Here is a 19,481-nt window from a genome sequence, read left to right as displayed (position 1 = left end):
GAAAAATGAAGTTCACTTCCGGAGCTTGCTTTATATATAAAGCCGGTTATTGATAATCGTTAAGAAATTAAGTGCATAGTTTGAACTATGAATTAGGATGGTAACGCGAGATCTCGTTCCTTTATTTGATATAAAGGAATGGGGCTCGTGTTTTTTTTATTCGTTATTTCAATTTATCTATAAACATTTATAAGGAGGATTCACATGTCTTTACAAGAAAAATTAGAAGCATTAAAACATGAAACATTAGCAAAGATTGAAGCAGCAACGGATTTAGTTGCATTAAACCAAATTCGTGTGGAAACATTAGGGAAAAAAGGACCGATTACAGAAGTTTTACGTGGCATGAAAGATTTATCCGCTGAAGAGCGTCCAAAGGTCGGTAGTTTTGCCAACGAGATTCGCGATGCATTGGCTGAAAGTTTAGAGGCACGTAAAGAGGTTTTAGAAATCAACGCGATGAATGAGGCACTTGCGAAAGAACGGATTGATGTGACATTATCAGGCAAACAAATGCCAATTGGTACCCGTCACGTTTTAACGCAAATTATTGAAGAAATGGAAGATATTTTTGTCGGTATGGGCTATCAAGTCGTTGAAGGCTATGAAGTTGAAAGAGATCACTATAACTTCCAACGAATGAATTTACCTAAAGACCATCCGGCACGTGATATGCAAGACACGTTTTATATTACAGATGAAATTTTATTACGTACACATACATCGCCTGTCCAAGCACGTACAATGGAAAAACACGACTTCTCAAAAGGACCATTGCGCATGGTTTCCCCAGGGAAAGTTTTCCGTCGTGATACCGATGATGCGACACATAGCCATCAATTCCACCAAATCGAAGGATTAGTGATTGATGAAAAAGTCACAATGGGTGATTTAAAAGGGACATTAGAAGTTTTAATGCAACAAATGTTTGGTGCTGATCGTGAAATTCGTTTGCGTCCAAGTTACTTCCCATTTACAGAACCATCTGTTGAAGTAGACGTGAGTTGTTTCAAATGTGGCGGACAAGGCTGTAATGTCTGCAAACAAACCGGTTGGATTGAAATTTTAGGTGCAGGGATGGTTCATCCAAATGTACTTGAAATGTCTGGTATCGATGCAACAAAATATTCAGGTTTTGCTTTTGGCTTAGGACCAGACCGCATTGCGATGTTACGCTACGGTGTGAATGATATTCGTGATTTCTATCATAACGATATTCGTTTCATTCATCAGTTTAAGGGGGAATAATTAAAAATGTTAGTTTCATATAAATGGTTAAGTGAACTCGTCGACTTATCAAACATCTCGCCAAAAGAGCTAGGCGACACGATGTCGATTACGGGTATTGAAGTTGAAGGTATTGAAGTATTAGCAGAAAACTTGAAAAAAATTGTGGTGGGTGAAGTCTTATCATGTGTCGATCATCCAGATTCTGATCACTTACATATTTGCCAAGTGAATATTGGAGAAGAAGAGCCAACTCAAATCGTTTGTGGTGCACCAAACGTGAAAGCAGGGATTAAAGTCATCGTTGCTTTACCAGGCGCACGCATTGCAGGCAATACGAAAATTAAAAAAGGCAAAATTCGTGGTGAAGTCTCACACGGCATGATCTGTTCTTTAGAAGAAATTGGCTACAGTGATTCTGTCATTCCAAAAGAATATTCAGAAGGTATCCAATACTTACCAACTGAAGCGGTACCTGGAGAAGAAGTTTTTTCTTATTTAGACATGGATGACGCGATTATTGAGTTATCGATTACACCAAACCGTGCCGATGCATTAAGCATGCGTGGCGTCGCACATGAAGTGGCAGCGATTTATCGCCAAGAACCAAACTTTAATGAAGAAGTGTTAGTCGAAGTCCCACGTTTAGCAAGTGATAAAATCAGTGTGACGGTTGAAAATAAAGAACTTGTTCCGGCCTATCAAATTCGTATCATTGAAAATGTAACAGTCGCACCAAGTCCACAATGGTTGCAAAACCGCTTAATGAACGCAGGTATTCGTCCAATTAATAACGTTGTTGACGTAACGAACTATATTCTTTTACAATACGGCCAACCATTACATGCCTTTGACTATGATCGTCTAGGTAGCCAAGAGCTGGTTATCCGTGCAGCAAAAGAAAATGAAAGGCTTGTAACGTTAGATGGCGAAACAAGAAACTTAACACCTGAAAATATCGTGATTACAAACGGCAAAGTGCCACATGCATTAGCAGGTGTCATGGGTGGTTTAGATTCAGAAATCATCGAAACGTCAACAACCGTTGCCTTAGAAGCGGCGTTGTTCGATGGATTATACGTTCGTCGTACATCCAAACAATTTAACTTACGTAGTGAATCTTCTGCTCGTTTTGAAAAAGGAACGAACCATGCAACAATTTCAGAAGCATGTGATGTGGCGGCTGCGATGATTGCTAAATTAGCTGGCGGTGAAGTCTTAACAGGTGCGGTTGCAGGTTCGGAAGTTACTGCAGAACCCGTTGAGGTATCAATTACTTTAGAGCGTATTAATAGCTACTTAGGAACCGATTTATCCGAAGCCGTTGTACAAGAAATCTTTACAGCGCTTGGTTTTTCGTCGGAAGTTCGCGGTGAAAGATTCCACGTTACGGTACCACCAAGACGTTGGGATATTCGTATTGAAGCAGATTTAATTGAGGAAGTGGCTCGTATTTATGGCTACAATAACTTGCCATCAACATTACCAAGTGGTGAAACCGTTGCGGGATCATTAACAACTGGACAACGCAAAACACGTAAAATTCGTCATCTTTTAGAAGGAAATGGATTAAGTGAAGCAATCAGTTATGCGTTGACGACAGAAGAAAAAGCGCGTCAATTCATGATTGAAGAAAGTATTCCAACACGTTTAAACTGGCCAATGACTGAAGATCGCAGTACATTACGTATGAATTTAACCAGCGGATTACTAGAAGACGTTGCTTACAATATCGCTCGTAAAAATCAACAAGTTGCTTTTTATGAAATTGGAAATGTCTTTCATCAAACGGATGAAGTAGGTAAAGAGTTGCCGGTAGAGGAACAGCATTTAGCGATTGCTCTAGCAGGCGATTGGTTATTACAAGATTGGCAAGGAAAAGCGGAAAAAGTGACGTACTTCCACGCAAAAGGGATTTTAGATCATTTATTTACTAGCTTAGATTTAGCTGATCAAGTGACTTACACACCAACAAGTGAGTTAAAAGAGCTACATCCAGGAAGAACAGCCATTGTTTCTCTAGGGGAACAAGTGATAGGTTTCATTGGACAAGTTCACCCATCAACTGCTAAAGCATATGACTTACCAGAAACATATGTCGCCGAGTTGAATTTAGCTGCGATTTTAGAAGTTGAGAGCCGTTTTGTATTCCAAACGGTTAGCAAGTTCCCGAGCGTATCAAGAGATATTGCGATGCTTGTTGCTGAAACGGTTTCGAGCCAACAAATCATTCAAGAAATTGAAGCAGCAGCTGGTAAGCACTTAACAGAAGTGGCAATCTTTGACGTCTATCAAGGTAGCAATATCGAAGCAGGACACAAATCATTAGCATACCACTTAACATTTGCGAACCCGGAAGCAACTTTAACGGATGAAGAAATCAATAAAGCGATGGAAAAAGTAACAAAACGCTTAACTGAAGAACTAAAAGCAGTGATTCGTTAATAGAAATATTCTATCTGTCATAACATATGAGGATATGACTGTAACACCAACGAAAAAATTCGTTGGTGTTTTTTGGCTATGGAAAACTTCGCCCTACGAATCTGCTCACGAAAACGCACTAAATGGTACAATAGTGTCATCAAGTAGAAAAAATTGGGAGGAAAGTTCAATGAATAAAATAATGGCGTACCAAATTCCTTTTCGTTCGAAAGAATTAAAACAACAAGTCGAGGAATTTTTGAACTATTATGGGAAAGAAAAAGTGAATGAACACTCTTATCAAGTGGCAGATGAGGCTCGGAAATTGGCAGAAAAGTTCAATTTATCCGCCGAAAAAGCTTATGTAGCAGGTCTGTTACACGATATTAGTGTCGTGATTCCGAATGAAGAAAGAATTGCGCTACAGCGATCTTTAAACAAAGAGGTTCTAAAAGAAGAAGAGATACTTCCGATGATTCTTCATCAAAAACAATCGGTATTCGTTGCCGAAGAGCTATTTGGCATCCAAGACGCGGAAATATTGTCGGCTATTGAGTGCCATACAACACTTAGAAAAAATGCATCGGATTTAGATAAGGTTGTTTTTATTGCGGATAAAGTCAAGTGGGACAGAGATGACAGTGCGCCTTATTTAGAAGAACTCAATCAGGCGTTGACACAATCGCTAGATGAAGGCTGCCGCGTCTATATTCGTTGGGCACTATTGGATATTATCGTGTTGCATCCATGGCTAAAAGATGCGATGGATGATTTAGCTTTGAGTTAATAGATACACTCGTTTAAGGTGATTATTCGATGCAAAGTTTGTAGATTAGAAAAGGTCATATCGTGCTAATAATGAGAGAAGTGAGAGGGAGTATTTATCTCAATAATAAGTTCGGAACCACGATTTTATTTGTAGTGCTCTTATTCTTTCTTTTTATGAATATCAGATAGGTTTGTTCAATTGATTTTGTCGATGAAATAAAATAGATTTGTGTTTCAAAATTTAAAGATATAAAGTTTTGCTATATATAAAGATAACAAACCAAACGATTCAGTGAGAACCAGAGATTTTGGTTTGCTATTTTTTGAATATTATATTAAGAATAGAAGATTGCGAAAGTATTTGTATGAACTCTATAAATATTATCTGAGTAGTTACTAGCAAAAGTGATTTTAATTAATATTTTTTTGTAACAATGTATCGAATATTTTTGTAATTTTGGGTTCGTATTGACTTTCTTTACGAATAACGAGGTAAAAGTAAATATCTTCTGTTTCATTCAAAGGAATTTCGCAAAGTGATCCATTTCTTAGTTCATCTTCAATTGAAGTTTCAAAAAGAAAACTAATGCCACGGTTATCTGCAACTAAATTTTTTATTACATTAATGTTAGCGATCTCATTAATATTTCGAAAATTGTCTAAGGGGATTTTTGCATCATTAAATTTTTTCATCATAATATCATAAACACCGGACCCTTGTTCTCTAAGAAAAAGATTTTGTTTAGCCAGATCAGTAAGCGATGTGGCTTTTTTTGCGTGGATATTTTCTGGCGAACAAATAGCAATTAATTTTTCTTTTAAATAAGGCGTAACAATATAGTCTTCATGATTAAATATACCGGCCACAATCGCAATATCTAAGACGTGATTATTTAAGTTTTTGAGTAAAGAGTGGGTAGTATCCACAGATAAATCGATTGTATCGTCTGATAAAATTCGTTGCAAAGAAAAGTCTTTTCGAAATAAAATAAATTCACCTATAGTTTTTCCGCAACCTACATTAATAATTTTCGACATTTTTTGAAGGTGTTTGTTTATATCATTCATTTTAGGAACAAGATTTTCTAGTTCATTTGCGAGGTAGGTACCTGCATGTGTCAGGGATAATTTTCTTTTGTGATAGTGGACAAGTTCAACGTTTAGTTCGTTTTGTAAAGATTTAATCTGTTGGGTCACTGCTGGTTGTGAAATGTTGCACTCTTTAGATGTTTGTGTGTAACTTAATGTTTTCGTTAACGATAAAAAAGTAGAAAAACGATAATCAAGCATGGTGATCAATTCCTCTCAGTTCTTTATTAGAAAAAGATGTATAAGAAAAACTTATATATCTATAATTTTTTACGATTTTACATTGAATCTGATATTTAGTACGATTCATTTGTGAATAAATGCTCTAACTATCTATTAGATGGAAAGAGTGAATACGATCGTTTACATGTTCATGTGAAAAAAATAACTTAAAATCAGGAGGAAAAAATGGAAGCAAAACAAACAATAACAAAATCGTATGAGGACTATGATAATGTCTTGTTCGATAAAACACAAGCGCTTATTGGAATTATCATCATTATCGGCTTAATTATTTTTGGAACATACTTAAATAGTTTGAAAGTATCCTTACCGATGCATTTGTTTGCTGGAGTATCGATGGGCTATATCTTATCTAGAGGGCGGTTTGGCTTTGCGGGGGGAGTAAAGCGACTCGTAGTACGTGGTGAAGGTACATTGACGAAAGCTTTATTAGCAATGGTTCTTGTTACGTTGATTGTAACTTTCGGCTTACAATGGCTTGCTGCACAAAACGGTGCGGTCCCAAGTTTTTCAGCGCTAGAAGGACAAACGGTTATTCCAGGAACACAAAATGTGGTTTTTGCCAATATCGGTACAATATTAGGTGGCATTTTGTTCGGAGTGGGAATGATGTTTTCAGGAGGCTGTGCATCAGGGACACTGACAGATATGGGAGAAGGTGAAGGTCGTGCATGGTTAACGATTGTCTTTTTTGTTATAGGATCTTTACCGGGTGAATGGGCTCGAGCAGTACTGGATAAACAAAGGATTGGGAAGATTGGTGTTCAAGCTTATTTACCAGATACCTTTGGATATTTTGGGGCGTTAGCGATTTCTATATTAGGGTTAGCCATAATCTATTACTTGACATTAAAATATGAAAAGAGACGTCGTGATAAAGGAACAAGTGCTGAACCTTTTGGTGATTGGGAATCTTTTGAAAAAGCGATTCCTGCAGAGAACACGACAATTTCGATGAAGGAGAAATTATATCATAAATTATTTATTGAACGATGGACCTTTATGCGTACAGGACTTTTATTAGCTTTTGTCTGGATTTTTATTTTAGTAAGCCAAGAAAAAGCTTGGGGTGTGACTTCAGCATTTTCACATTTAGGAGCGTATGTTGCAAACCTTATTGGAATCGAATTCACGAACCCAAAACTTGTTGAAATTGCAGAGGGTGCTGCTTCAAACGGTTTACTTATGGATGGGGGTACGATTCGTAACTTTGGTTTAATTATCGGTGCAGTCATTGCTTTCTTATTAGCAGGCCGATTTAAATGGAATGCGTCATTTACTGGTAAAGATTCGCTATATTTTATTATAGGCGGTTTGTTGATGGGGTTTGGCGCTCGTCTAGCCAAAGGTTGTAACGCAGGAGCCTTGTATTCTGCAATTAGTACGTTTTCGATTTCAGGTTGGATTTTCTTAGTGGCAATGACTATCGGTGGCTTAATCGGATTGAAATTTTTTGCGGGTAAAGCATGTACTTTACCAAAACTAAAATAAAAAATTGAGTGGAGGATTTATTAATGAGTAAAAAAATTGTTGTTATCGGTGGTGTTGCAGGTGGAGCATCTGCAGCAGCAAGAGTTCGTCGTTTGGATGAACAAGCAGAAATTGTGATGTTTGAAAGAGGACCTTTTGTTTCTTTCTCAAATTGTTGTTTACCATTTCATTTAAGTGAAACAATTGAGAATGCCGACGATTTAGTTCTTATGACGCCAGAACAGTTTAAAAAACAATATAATATTATTGCAAAAGTTCAACATGAAGTGATCCGTATCGATAAGGAAGCAAAAGCTGTCTTTGTTCGAAATGTGCATACACTAGAAGAATCAACTGAGTTTTACGATGAACTGGTTCTATCACCAGGAGCCAAAGCGATTATGCCAGAAAGTATTAAAGGAATTGAAAGCCAACATGTTTTTTCTGTTCGTAATGTTCCAGATATTGATCAGATCAAACGCTATATTGATGAGAAAAAAGTAGAAAATGTAACAGTCGTAGGTGGTGGATTTATCGGTTTAGAGGTCGCTGAGAATTTACAAATGGCGGGAAAAAAAGTGACTCTAATAGAAGCTGCTAATCAAGTAATGACACCGTTTGATCATGATATGGCTCAAATTTTACACAAAGAAATAATGGATCATACAGTGGATTTGATTTTAGAAGATCGTTTAGTAGAAATTAAAGCGGATGAAGTTGTTTTAGGTTCTGGTAAGGCAATTCCGACTCAAGCAGTTGTAATGGCTATTGGTGTAGTGCCAGAGACTGAATTAGCAGTTGCTTCAGGATTAAAACTGGGGAAGACAGGCGCGATTAAGGTTAACCACCATTATCAAACCTCAGATCCAAATATTTATGCTGTAGGGGATGCGATTGAAGTCACTCATCAACAAACCGGTAAAGTCACCCAATTAACAATGGCAGGACCTGCCCAACGTCAAGCCCGAGCAGCTGCTGATCATATTTATGGTCGTACGTATCGTAATCATGGTGTGATTGGTTCTTCTGTTGTTCGCGTTTTTGGAATGAATGCTGCGTGTACGGGTTTAAATGAGAAGCAATGTCAAGAAGAGAGTTTAGATTACCGCACATCTTATGTTATTCCAAAAGATAAAGTTGGTCTTATGCCAGGTGCACGTCCGATCTTTTTTAAATTAATTTATGCTTATCCATCGGGAAAAATTTTAGGTGCACAATGTATCGGTGAAGGAAATGTCGATAAACGTGTAGATGTCATTGCAACAATGATTCGTTTTAATGGGAACTTGGAAGATTTGAAAGAATTAGAGTTATGCTACTCACCAGACTATGGAACTGCTAAAGATGCCGTAAACATGGCTGCACTTGTAGGATTGAACGTATTAAACGGGGAGTATAAGCAAGTACCCGTTACAGAAATCCGTGGACTTGTAGAATCGGGTGCGTTCATTATTGATGGTCGTGAAGAAGGGGAATACATTGAAGGGCATATTAAAGGGGCCGTAAACATCCCGATGAGTCAATTCAGAGAACGATTAAATGAAATTCCAAAAGATCGACCAGTTTATGTTCATTGCCTATCTAGCCAACGCTCTTACAATATGGTGCGTGCATTAGGGATGCTGGGGTACAAGCATGTTTATAATTTAATGGGCTCATTCCTAGGTTTGAGTATGTATGAATACTTTACCGATCAAGTAGAAGCTAGAGAACCTATAGTGACGAATTATCGTTTTGATTTGTTATAAACTAAGAAAATAATAATTAACGCACAACAATAGAGGTTAAGGAAGTTATCACTTCACAGTAGGGTAATATTTCCTTAACCTCTTACTATTTGAAAATAATTGTAAAAACATTTGAAGTGAAGGATATGAAAATGAAAGAATTAAATAAAAGAACATTTCACATAATTTCTATTGGGACTTGGATGGTACTTTTATTTCTTTGGTGGTTCTTAACCAATACAGGGATGATTGAATCGAAGCTTGTTCCATCTCCTCAAGAAACGTGGGGAACATTTATAGATATTTTGAAGAATGGATATAACGGTACAACTTTACTAGGACAACTCAGTATTAGTTTTTATCGGATGTTTATTGCCTTGTTTTATGCTGTGTTATCCGCAATTCCATTAGGGCTTTTAAGTGGTTATTTTTTACCTTTTCAAGCAGTGGTTGATTCTGTCGTTCAATTTTACCGACCTTTACCTCCATTGGCTTATTATACCTTATTAATTTTATGGTTAGGGATTGATGAAACATCTAAGATTAGCTTATTATTTTTAGCTGCTTTTGCTCCAATTTATGTGGCATGCGTTTCTGCTGTAAGTCGTGTAAAAAAAGATTATATTTTAAGCGGCAAATCATTAGGAGCAAATAATCGTCAAATCTTTTTTTCAATTATATTTCCTGCTTGTTTACCTCAAATTTTTACAGGGATACGAACGGCAGTCGGTGTGGCTTATACAACATTAATTGCGGCCGAGATGGTTGCTGCAACAAGTGGTATTGGTTGGATGGTAATTGATGCGAGTCGTTATTTAAAAAGCGACGTGATGTTTGTCGGTATCATTATTATGGGAATTACAGGTGTATTATTAGATCTCATTTTGAAAAAAATCGAAAGTATTGTTGTTTTTTGGGAAGGAAAATAAAATGAAAAAATGGCGAAAGATAATTATTTTAGGTGGTTTAGTATTGTGTATATTAAGTGCTTGTGTGAAAAAAGAACCTTCAGAAACAAGTGAAGGTTTACCGAAAGCAATTAATATTGGAATGATTCGTGTACCAAACGATAAACAGGTTGCTATTTCAATGAAACAATTTGATGAATATTTTCAAAATCGAGGAATTGAGACAAAGTTTCTCTTTTTTGATTCAGGTGTTTCTGCTAATCAAGCCTTCGCATCCGGGAGTATCGATTTTGCAGAAATGGGCTACACAAATGCTGTCGTGGCCTTGTCTAAGGAATTACCAGTTGAGCTCATCTGGTTACATGATGTGTTGGGAGAAAATGAAGCCCTCGTTGTTCAAGAGGATTCAGAGATTCAAAGAGTGAAGGATTTAAAGGGGAAGAAAATAGCAACACCTTTTAGTTCAACCTCTCATTTTAGTTTATTAAAAGCTTTAGAAGAAGAGGGAATTCAAGAAGATGTCACGCTTTTAGATATGGAGACTGCAGATATCGTAGCTGCTTGGGAACGCAAAGACATTGATGCTGCCTATACCTGGGAACCAACGTTGTCTCGCATCAAGGAAACGGGACGTGTCATAACAACTAGTGCCGACTTAGCTGCCAAAGGACATATGACAACAAATGTCGATTTGGTTCGAAAAGGTTTTTCAGAAAAGTATCCAGATTTAGTTGTTGATTATTTAGCTTGTCTAACAAAAGGACAAGAATATTACACGAAGGATCCAAATGCAGCAGCAACAATGGTTTGTCAGGATTTGAATATTACAAAAGAAGAAGCTTTGACACAAATGGAAGCTTCTAAATGGTTGACTCCTGAAGAAGAAATATCAGCAGATTATTTAGGAACGAATCAAGCACCTGGTCAATTTCACCAAGTATTCATTGATACAATTGATTTTCTAATTGAGCAAAAATCCATTACGGAACGACCAACAGACACGGCAGTTCATCAATTTATTAATTCTTCTTATGCAGAACAATTAGTCGTAAGAAAGTAAGTCGATAGAAAGGGAAAGGGAACAATGAGTAAAGCAGTGATTACATTAAATCAAGCGCAAGTGATCTATTCATCTAAAAGTGAAGAAGTGTCTGCTATTTCTGAGATTGATTTAACTATTCAAAAAGGAGAATTTATTTGTTTGGTAGGGCCATCAGGTTGCGGAAAGAGCACATTATTGAAATTGATGGCGGGATTTTTAAAACCAACATCTGGAGAAGTTCGAATGAACGGTCAAATAATTGAAGGGCCTGACTGGAAAAAAGGTGTGGTGTTTCAGTCACCAACATTATATCCTTGGTTAAATGTTCGAAAAAATATAGAGTATGGTTTAAAAGTTCGTAAAATCGAAAAAGAACGACGAAAAATAGAAGTTGATTCTTTTTTAGAACAAATCAATATGACAGATTCAGAGGGACGTTATCCTTTCGAACTTTCAGGAGGTATGAGGCAACGAGTAGCTATGGCCCGATCAATGGTTAATCACCCAGAATTATTATTGATGGATGAGCCTTTTGGCGCTTTAGACGCTTTAACTCGTGTGCAAATGCAAGGGTTAATTCGTGAAATCTGGCAAAAAAATCACCAATCCATTTTTTTGATTACGCATGATATCGAAGAAGCTTTGTCTTTAGGGACACGCGTATTGGTGATGTCAAAAGCACCTGGACAAATTATCGAGTCGATTCCAGTTCACTACAGCCAAGAAGCATTGGCTAATGGATCTAATATGGTTAAAGTCGATGATTCATTTATTTACTTAAAAGAATCAATACTTCAGAAAATTTGTCAATAATTTCACCATTTTTTAATTTATTAAAAGATTTTTCTTTAAATAAAGGACGAATAAGACGATGAATAAATGCTCAATACGAATAGGACATCTTATTTTTATTTCGTAAAAGAAAAATAAGATGTCCTATTCTTTATGACTATCATTGTTTTGAATATTAATATACAATGAGAATATCTCTTTGGAAAAGAGCAGGAAGGGTGTAGACCCCATGAAAAATAAATTACAGCAAATGATTTTAACAACCGTTCTTTTTGTTATAAGTGTCTTCTTTTTTTATTGGTTATTTGACAGTTTCGTTCTATTGACTATATTTATCGAACTATTGACGATTTTAGTCGCCAGCTATCTAATCTTTTTTGATCAGCGAAATGCGACTTCGAAATTCGCCTGGTTATTTGCCATGTTGATGCTGCCTTATGTCGGACTGCTACTTTTTCTATTGTTAGGGAGGAATCAACAAAAAAGACGGTTTAGTGCGACTCAAAAAAAGAATCATCAACAACTAGAGCGCCATTTAGCTCAATTATTTTCAAATCAAGAACATTGGATAGCAAAAGAACAGACCTTATCAAAGGAACTCTATCACTTATCGGGGAATGCGGCGTTAAGAGGAAATGTATTAACTTCACTTTCTGATGGTGAGCAGGCGTTTCAACAACTATTGAGTGATGTTCGTCAAGCAAAGCACCATATCCATTTGTTTTATTTCATTTACAAAGCCGATGAAACGGGGAACGAGCTTGCGGAGTTATTAAAGGAAAAAGTTGCGCAAGGAATCGAAGTTCGCTTGATGTATGATGGTGTGGGTTCATTTCATTTACCCTTTGAATGGTTAGATCAACTAAGGGCTGCAGGAATTGAAGTCAGACCTTATGACTTAGTTAATTCACCTTTATTAAGTACACGTCTAAATTGGCGTAATCACCGTAAAATGGTTGTGATTGATGGTGAAACCGCTCATATGGGCGGGATGAATCTCGGAAATGAATATCGTAGTATCACGGATAAATTTAGTTATTGGCGAGATACGAATTTAAGAATTAAAGGACCGGCTGCTTTAGAAGTGCAGGGTGTGTTTTTAAATGATTGGATTTATTTTGAACAAGAAGAAAATGCGGCGGCCTTTTTTACAGATCAAACAACCGTTTATTTTCCAACAACGTTCACCGAACAAGAAGAAGATGAAAATTGTCAGATTTTATTTGGTGGCCCGTATGACAAAGAAAGAATTATTCATGATGCTTTTATGGATGTGATTGGAAAAGCGACAAAATCAATTAAAATTGCGAGTCCCTATTTTGTACCGGATGAAGAATCTTTAAGTACGTTACGTCGTGCTGCTCGGAGTGGAATAAGGGTACAAATTATTATTCCCGGTAAAGGCGATCGTGCGTTGTCCTATTTTGGTAACACCTCTTTTATTGATTCCTTATTAACAGCTGGGATTGACGTTTATTTTTATGATAAAGAAGCTTTTTTACATGCGAAATATATGATTATTGATGATCAATTGGCAACGATTGGTTCAACGAACTTTGATATGCGAAGTTTTTATTTGAACCATGAAATTTCGGCTTTTATTTATGGCCCATCAAAAACAGTTGCAACGATCGTGGACCAGTTTAATGAAGACTTGTCCAAATCAGAAAGAGTGACTCAAAAACAACGCGCGAAGCGTTCGATTAGTCAACGAGTCAAAGAAAAACTTAGTGCTTTCTTCTCACCGCTATTGTAGGTGAGCAATAGTTGAATAGATGAAAAAAACAGCGACAAAATCCTAAAAAAGGTTTTTGCCGCTGCTTTATTGTCCTGTTGACACGATTGAATGCTTTTTAGAAATACTGAATGCCCATTGCGCGCTTCACTTCATCAAGTGTTTCTGCTGCAACTTTTTCAGCTTTTAAGCTACCTTGGCGTAAGATTTCCATGATCGCTCCGGGGTCTTTTGCTAATTCTTCACGACGTTCACGAATTGGTGCGAATTCTGCTTCTAAAACATCAATTAAATAACGTTTAATTTTAACGTCACCTAATCCACCTTGGCGGTAGTGTGCTTTTAATTCTTCGATGTATTCTTTATCTGTTCCAAAGACATCTAAATAAGTGAAAACCATGTTGCCTTCAACTTGTCCTGGGTCGTCGACACGAATATGATTTGGATCAGTATACATACTCATGACTTTTTTCTTTAGGATATCTGCGGAATCGGCTAAATAAATACCGTTTCCTAAAGATTTACTCATTTTACCGTTACCATCAATACCAGGTAAGCGTCCCATACCTTTTGGAGGTAGGACAACTTTTGGTTGCACTAAAACATCTGTATTATAAATCGAGTTGAAGCTATGCACGATTTCTTGTGTTTGCTCAAGCATTGGTTTTTGATCTTCACCAACCGGTACAAGGTTGGCTTTAAAAGCTGTAATATCGGCTGCTTGAGAGACAGGGTAAACGAAGAAGCCAGCAGGTAAGCTTTCACCAAAGTTTTTTTGCTCGATTTCAGCTTTAACTGTCGGATTACGACGCACACGAGCAACGCTAACCAAGTTTAAATAATACATCGTTAATTCCGCTAATTGGGGAATTTGAGATTGGATAAATAATGTTGATTTATTTGGATCGAGTCCAACGGCTAAGTAGTCCAGTGCAACTTGTAAAACGTTAGCTGAAACTTTTTCTGGATTTTTTGCGTTGTCAGTCAATGCTTGGATATCTGCAACCATGACGAATAATTGGTTGTCTGGATCTTTTTGCATTTCGACACGTGTTTTTAGTGAGCCAACGTAGTGTCCTAAGTGTAGTTGGCCAGTTGGGCGGTCCCCAGTTAAAATAGTATTCAAAATGTTCACCTTTTCTTTTTTATTCTACTCTTCATCTTACCTGTTTTTGCCGTAAGAAACAATTGAAACCGCAGAAATTGTTGATTTTTTTCGGTTCTATCGAAAAGTTTGAATAAAGAATGAAAAGTCTTTAAATAATAAGTAAGAACCCTTGAAAAAATAGGCGAAAAAGGCGAAAATAGTAGAGATAGAGTGAAAATAAAGGATGTAGCGCATGAATAATACACAACCGATAGGGTTTATCGATTCTGGTGTTGGTGGTTTAACCGTCATTAAAGAGGCGATGAAACAATTACCCAATGAAAATATGATTTATCTAGGGGATACCGCAAGATGTCCTTACGGTCCTCGTCCTGCGGAACAAGTAGTAGCGTACACGTGGGAAATGACACGTTTTTTAATGAAGCAAGGAATTAAAATGCTCGTCATTGCGTGTAATACAGCAACAGCGGTGGCTCTAGAGGAGATTAGCAAAGAATTACCGATACCGGTCATCGGTGTCATTGCTTCTGGCACACGAGCAGCAGTTAAAGCAACAAAGAACCAACAAATAGGTATTATTGGTACGGTTGGTACGGTCAATAGCCAATCCTATGAACAAGCGATTAAAAGTCGTGTAGCGAGTGCAACGGTCTTTAGTTTAGCTTGTCCAAAATTTGTGCCACTTGTTGAAAGCAATCAAACAAATTCACCGATTGCGAAAAAAATTGTAGCCGAAACATTACAACCGTTACAAAATAAAAAAATCGACACCTTGATCTTAGGGTGCACACACTATCCATTATTACGACCAATCATTCAAAATGTAATGGGAAAAGACGTGCAACTGGTTGATTCGGGTGCAGAGACAATTTCTGAAGTTAGCATGCTGCTTGATTATTTTAGTTTAGTCAGCTTAAATACGCCTGAACCAGGAAAACTGGTCTGCTATACCACAGGCTCAACGAAGATGTTCGATGAAATAGCCAATACATGGCTTGAACGAACAGATATTCAATCAAAACAGATTCAATTAGGAGATGCATAAATGAGACATGACGGTAGAAACAATCATCAATTAAGAGAAATTTCCATTCAAACACACGTATATAAACACCCAGAAGGATCGGTCGTTATTTCATTTGGCGATACGATTGTTATTTGTTCCGCAACATTAGAAGATCGCGTACCACCTTTTCTAAAAGGTAGCGGGACAGGTTGGGTAACCGCTGAATATAGTATGTTGCCACGTGCGACGAATACTCGTAATCGTCGTGAGGCAAGCAAAGGGAAATTAACAGGACGCACGATGGAAATTCAACGTCTGATCGGCCGTGCCTTGCGTTCAGTTGTCGATTTAGAAAAACTTGGTGAAAGAAGTATCGTTGTCGATTGTGACGTGGTACAAGCTGATGGTGGTACAAGAACAGCAAGTATTACCGGTGCATTTGTGGCCTTACGTCTAGCGATTGATAAATTGCTACAAACAAATGAATTAACGGAAGATCCAATTAAAGAACATCTAGCGGCAATTAGTGTCGGAATCTTAGCCGACGGTACGGGTGTGGTTGATTTAGATTATGATGAAGACAGCCAAGCCAATGTCGACATGAATTTAGTCATGACTGAAGGCGGTGCTTTTGTCGAGATTCAAGGAACCGGGGAAGAAACGACGTTCACTGGTGAAGAACTTAATCAAATGCTTTTACTTGGAAAAACGGCGATTGAAGAATTAATTGTCAAACAAAAAGAAGCGTTATATACGACGAAGACTGAGTTACTTGAAGCAGACAAAACGATCATGATTGCTACAGGAAATCCTGGAAAAGCGAAAGAGTTTGAAAAAATGTTCGCAGAAGCTGGGTATCAGATCAAAACGTTGAAAGACTATCCTGATTTACCAGATGTTAAGGAAACTGGAAAAACATTCGAAGAAAATGCGCGCTTAAAAGCGGAGACGATTGCAAATATTTTACAAATGCCTGTTCTAGCGGATGATTCTGGCTTAGAAGTGGATGAATTAGGCGGCTTGCCTGGCATTTATTCTGCCCGATTTGCAGGGGAACATAAGAGTGATGGTTCAAACAATGCCAAATTACTGTATGAATTAACCGACGTTCCCGACGAGAAAAGAGGGGCCCAATTCCATTGTACCTTAGTTTTTGCTGCCCCTAAAAAACAAAGCTTAGTAGTAGAAGCAAAATGGCGCGGACGTATTGGTCGCATTCCACGAGGGGATAATGGTTTCGGTTATGATCCATTATTTATCGTTGAAGGAATGGATAAAACAGCAGCAGAATTATCAAACGAAGAGAAAAATCATCTTAGTCATCGTGGACAAGCATTAGCTAAATTACAAAAAGAGTGGCAAAGTTGGCTCGAAAGTGGGGAGTAAATGAAATACCTAGTTGTGAGTGATAACCATGGCGATCGTTCTGTTATTGAACGGCTATTCGCTCGATATAAAAATGAAGTGGATGAAATCTTCCATTGTGGAGATTCTGAGTTGCCGTCAAATGACTCTTTGTGGCAAGGTGTGCATATTGTGACAGGAAATTGTGATTATGATCGTGGTTACGAAGCATCGCTAACAGTTGAAACACCGTTAGACCGAGTGTTAGTGACACATGGCCATTTATATGATGTGCGTTTTGGTTTGTATCGTCTAAGTTTAAAAGCACTTGAAGAAAAAGCGAATCTTGTCTTTTTTGGTCACACACACGTCATTGGTTGTGAAAAGGTTGGAAATACGCTGTTTCTAAATCCAGGGAGTATTTCACAGCCTCGAGGAACGATTCAAGAAAAGAGCTACTGTATTGTCGAAAGCACAGCAGAAGATTGGACAATTCAATATTATCGAGCAGACTTTACACTTCTACCAGAATTGACTTTTGAATTTAAAAAATAATAAAGAGCCAGAATATGGAGTGAACAATTGTGATTGGGAAGTACACAGAAGAATTATTAAGAGAAAACCAAGAAAATTTTATCGTACCGGCTGAAAACGTAGCTACGTTACTTTATAGCCATCCTTTGGAACACGCATTACTTATCTTATCAAAAGTAGGCTATGCTAAAATACCGGTTCTTGATACAGAAGACCGTCTAGTCGGTTTAATTGGACTATCTGATATTGTCAATAAGATGATGGGATTAACCGGTTTTGACTATCGGTTGCTTGAAGGCTTAACCGTAGCTGATGTCATGGAGGTCAATGTCCCAACCGTTTTGCATAAAGAAGACCTAGAAGATATTTTGCATTTGCTAGTTGATGGTTCTTTTTTACCAGTAGTAGACGAAGACAATATTTTTGAAGGTATTATTACACGAAAAGAAGTCTTAAAATCAGTCAATCATCTCGTTCATGAATTGGAACGACGTTATACCATTGAACCAAAAAGTGTTCCATTGAAAAATAAATAAATAAAAAAAGCGAAGCCGAAGCTTCGCTTTTTTTATTTCAGCACAATAGGCGTGTTTGGAATGCTATAGCCCGCTTTTGTCAGTTCGAAAATTGAGAGTGTTAAAAGCTCTTGTTGCACAGTAGCTTGCTTGCCGTTTTCAACGTATAATGTGGTACGAATCGCATAATTACTATTGCCTAGATCAACCGTTCCAAAAATGGTCGGTTGTGTTTGTAAATCTTCAGCATACATTTTAGCGATGCTTTGATTGGCGTTATCAATCGCTTCACGGATGCCCTCAATCCCTTCAGAAGGGTCAATCCGGACATCGACAATCACACGTCGGGCTTCTCTGGATTGGTTGCTGACAGTTGTGATGTTTCGATTAGGGATAAAATGAACCGTGCCGTCAATGGAACGGATTTGTAGTAGGCGTAATCCGACTTGTGTGACGGTACCTTCAATATTGATATTTGAAAGTATCACGTAATCCCCGACATCAATTTGTTGTTCGAAGATAATGAAAAATCCCGTTAATAAATCGTTTGTAAAGCCTTGTGCACCTAAACCGATTGCTAAACCAGCAACTCCTGCCCCGGCTAGTAACGAACCTACTGGGACGCCTAGAATGGACAGTAACGCATAAATAAAGAAAAAGGATAATGTATAATGCGTCACGTTTAAGACGAGCGTTTTTAAGGTTGTTAGACGGACTTCAGATGCTTTGCTGCGTTGATAATTACGAAACATTTGTTTGATACTGAAATTGGCAATCCGTGCTAATAAGATAAATAATAAAATTAATAATCCGATAGCAATTGATTTTTGAATAATTAGCGAGAGAATACTCTCCCAGTTGATACTATTCCACCAACGTTGTAAGGCATTTAATTGTTGGATTGTTGGTTCGACGATCGGTGAGTCACCGGAAGTCGATGTTGTTAATTGATTAAGCATAAGTTCCCTCCACCTCTACTAGTTACCATTGTATCAATGATGGTGGAAAAAGAGCAATCAATTTTAGCGAAATATCTGATAATTTAATGGTTAAACAAAAAAATTGACAGATAAAAGGAACTTGTTTAATATATGACCAGTCAACAGTTGACTAGTCAACGATTAGCCAGGAGGTAATTATGGATTTAAAGAAAATTAGTCGCTTACTTTATCAATTAAAGTTAGCAAACCAAGAAATGACGTCGATTTTTGAAAAAGAAACAGGGATTAGTCTGACTCGCTATGAGTTGATGCTGTTTTTAAAGGATCATGGACCATGCTGTCAAATCGATTTACAAAATGCCTTAAGCATTGATAGTGCCGCTGTGACACGTCATCTAAAGGTTTTGGAGGACCAAGGCTATGTCACGCGTGAACGCAATCAGGATAATAAACGAGAAGTGTTTGTTCAAATCACTGAACGTGCTCAACAAGCGATGGGAGATTGTCAAACCAAAGTCGAATCTTTGAATCCATCGTTCAATATTCCTTTAGACGAAATCGAAGAAGAGCAACTATTTTTTTTATTAACAAAACTAATTAAATGAAAG

General features: G+C 37.5%; 17 protein-coding genes and 1 other annotated feature (1 of these 18 running past the window's edge). Of the genes, 14 read left to right on the top strand and 3 right to left on the bottom strand.

The window, feature by feature from the left end:
• Positions 1-124, top strand: a binding site (T-box leader) (it extends 82 nt beyond the left edge of the window).
• Positions 125-204: 80 nt separating this feature from the next.
• The 3 genes from pheS to yqeK all read left to right on the top strand — a co-directional run bounded on the left by pheS (position 205) and on the right by yqeK (position 4,438).
• Entirely contained in the window at positions 205-1,248 is a 1,044-nt protein-coding gene (pheS, locus tag IEV09_RS02705) for a phenylalanine--tRNA ligase subunit alpha (protein WP_188366711.1), read from the top strand.
• A gap of 6 nt (positions 1,249-1,254) precedes the next feature.
• A complete protein-coding gene (pheT, locus tag IEV09_RS02700) occupies positions 1,255-3,672 on the top strand; it encodes a phenylalanine--tRNA ligase subunit beta (protein ID WP_188366710.1) in 2,418 nt (805 codons plus the stop codon).
• 169 nt (positions 3,673-3,841) lie between these two features.
• Entirely contained in the window at positions 3,842-4,438 is a 597-nt protein-coding gene (yqeK, locus tag IEV09_RS02695; protein ID WP_188366709.1) for a bis(5'-nucleosyl)-tetraphosphatase (symmetrical) YqeK, read from the top strand.
• A 392-nt stretch (positions 4,439-4,830) separates the two neighbouring features.
• Here yqeK and IEV09_RS02690 read toward each other — a convergent pair whose 3' ends face one another.
• Positions 4,831-5,709 (bottom strand): LysR family transcriptional regulator, encoded by an 879-nt coding sequence (locus IEV09_RS02690; protein ID WP_188366708.1) that lies wholly within the window; start codon positions 5,707-5,709, stop codon positions 4,831-4,833.
• A 207-nt stretch (positions 5,710-5,916) separates the two neighbouring features.
• Here IEV09_RS02690 and IEV09_RS02685 point away from each other — a divergent pair, with 207 nt between their 5' ends.
• From IEV09_RS02685 to cls, 6 genes are all read left to right on the top strand, one after another.
• Positions 5,917-7,242, top strand: a complete 1,326-nt coding sequence (locus tag IEV09_RS02685; RefSeq protein ID WP_188366707.1) for a YeeE/YedE family protein — start codon at positions 5,917-5,919, stop codon at positions 7,240-7,242.
• 23 nt (positions 7,243-7,265) lie between these two features.
• The gene (locus IEV09_RS02680) at positions 7,266-8,969 is read left to right on the top strand and encodes an FAD-dependent oxidoreductase (protein WP_188366706.1); all 1,704 of its coding nucleotides are present in this window, start codon (positions 7,266-7,268) and stop codon (positions 8,967-8,969) included.
• 131 nt (positions 8,970-9,100) lie between these two features.
• Positions 9,101-9,877, top strand: coding sequence for an ABC transporter permease (locus IEV09_RS02675; protein ID WP_188366705.1), 777 nt, complete (start codon positions 9,101-9,103; stop codon positions 9,875-9,877).
• A 1-nt stretch (position 9,878) separates the two neighbouring features.
• Entirely contained in the window at positions 9,879-10,916 is a 1,038-nt protein-coding gene (locus IEV09_RS02670) for a taurine ABC transporter substrate-binding protein (RefSeq protein WP_188366704.1), read from the top strand.
• 24 nt (positions 10,917-10,940) lie between these two features.
• A complete protein-coding gene (locus tag IEV09_RS02665; protein ID WP_188366703.1) occupies positions 10,941-11,711 on the top strand; it encodes an ABC transporter ATP-binding protein in 771 nt (256 codons plus the stop codon).
• Between the two features lie 208 nt (positions 11,712-11,919).
• Complete coding sequence (cls, locus tag IEV09_RS02660) at positions 11,920-13,446, top strand: cardiolipin synthase (RefSeq protein WP_188366702.1); 1,527 nt, start codon at positions 11,920-11,922, stop codon at positions 13,444-13,446.
• 97 nt (positions 13,447-13,543) lie between these two features.
• On the opposite strand, the gene trpS is transcribed toward cls, so the two are convergent.
• Positions 13,544-14,554, bottom strand: coding sequence for a tryptophan--tRNA ligase (trpS, locus tag IEV09_RS02655; RefSeq protein ID WP_188366763.1), 1,011 nt, complete (start codon positions 14,552-14,554; stop codon positions 13,544-13,546).
• A 211-nt stretch (positions 14,555-14,765) separates the two neighbouring features.
• Between trpS and racE the strand changes: the two genes are divergently transcribed.
• Genes racE through cbpB form a run of 4 tightly spaced genes read left to right on the top strand, consistent with a single transcriptional unit; the run spans position 14,766 to position 17,953 of the window.
• The gene (racE, locus tag IEV09_RS02650) at positions 14,766-15,578 is read left to right on the top strand and encodes a glutamate racemase (protein ID WP_188366701.1); all 813 of its coding nucleotides are present in this window, start codon (positions 14,766-14,768) and stop codon (positions 15,576-15,578) included.
• The gene (gene rph / locus IEV09_RS02645; protein ID WP_188366700.1) at positions 15,579-16,925 is read left to right on the top strand and encodes a ribonuclease PH; all 1,347 of its coding nucleotides are present in this window, start codon (positions 15,579-15,581) and stop codon (positions 16,923-16,925) included.
• Positions 16,926-17,438, top strand: a complete 513-nt coding sequence (locus IEV09_RS02640) for a metallophosphoesterase (RefSeq protein WP_188366699.1) — start codon at positions 16,926-16,928, stop codon at positions 17,436-17,438.
• A gap of 29 nt (positions 17,439-17,467) precedes the next feature.
• Entirely contained in the window at positions 17,468-17,953 is a 486-nt protein-coding gene (cbpB, locus tag IEV09_RS02635) for a cyclic-di-AMP-binding protein CbpB (RefSeq protein ID WP_188366698.1), read from the top strand.
• A gap of 32 nt (positions 17,954-17,985) precedes the next feature.
• Here the strand turns inward: cbpB and IEV09_RS02630 are convergent, their stop codons facing one another.
• Complete coding sequence (locus IEV09_RS02630; RefSeq protein ID WP_188366697.1) at positions 17,986-18,891, bottom strand: mechanosensitive ion channel family protein; 906 nt, start codon at positions 18,889-18,891, stop codon at positions 17,986-17,988.
• A gap of 179 nt (positions 18,892-19,070) precedes the next feature.
• Between IEV09_RS02630 and IEV09_RS02625 the strand changes: the two genes are divergently transcribed.
• On the top strand, positions 19,071-19,478 hold the full coding sequence (locus IEV09_RS02625; RefSeq protein ID WP_188366696.1) for a MarR family winged helix-turn-helix transcriptional regulator: 408 nt from the start codon (positions 19,071-19,073) through the stop codon (positions 19,476-19,478).
• Positions 19,479-19,481 lie beyond the last annotated feature (3 nt).

This window comes from Enterococcus alcedinis, from assembly GCF_014635985.1.
Taxonomy (GTDB): domain Bacteria; phylum Bacillota; class Bacilli; order Lactobacillales; family Enterococcaceae; genus Enterococcus_I; species Enterococcus_I alcedinis.
The sequence above is the reverse complement of the archived record's forward strand: the minus strand, read 5'-3'. Positions and strand labels throughout refer to the sequence as shown.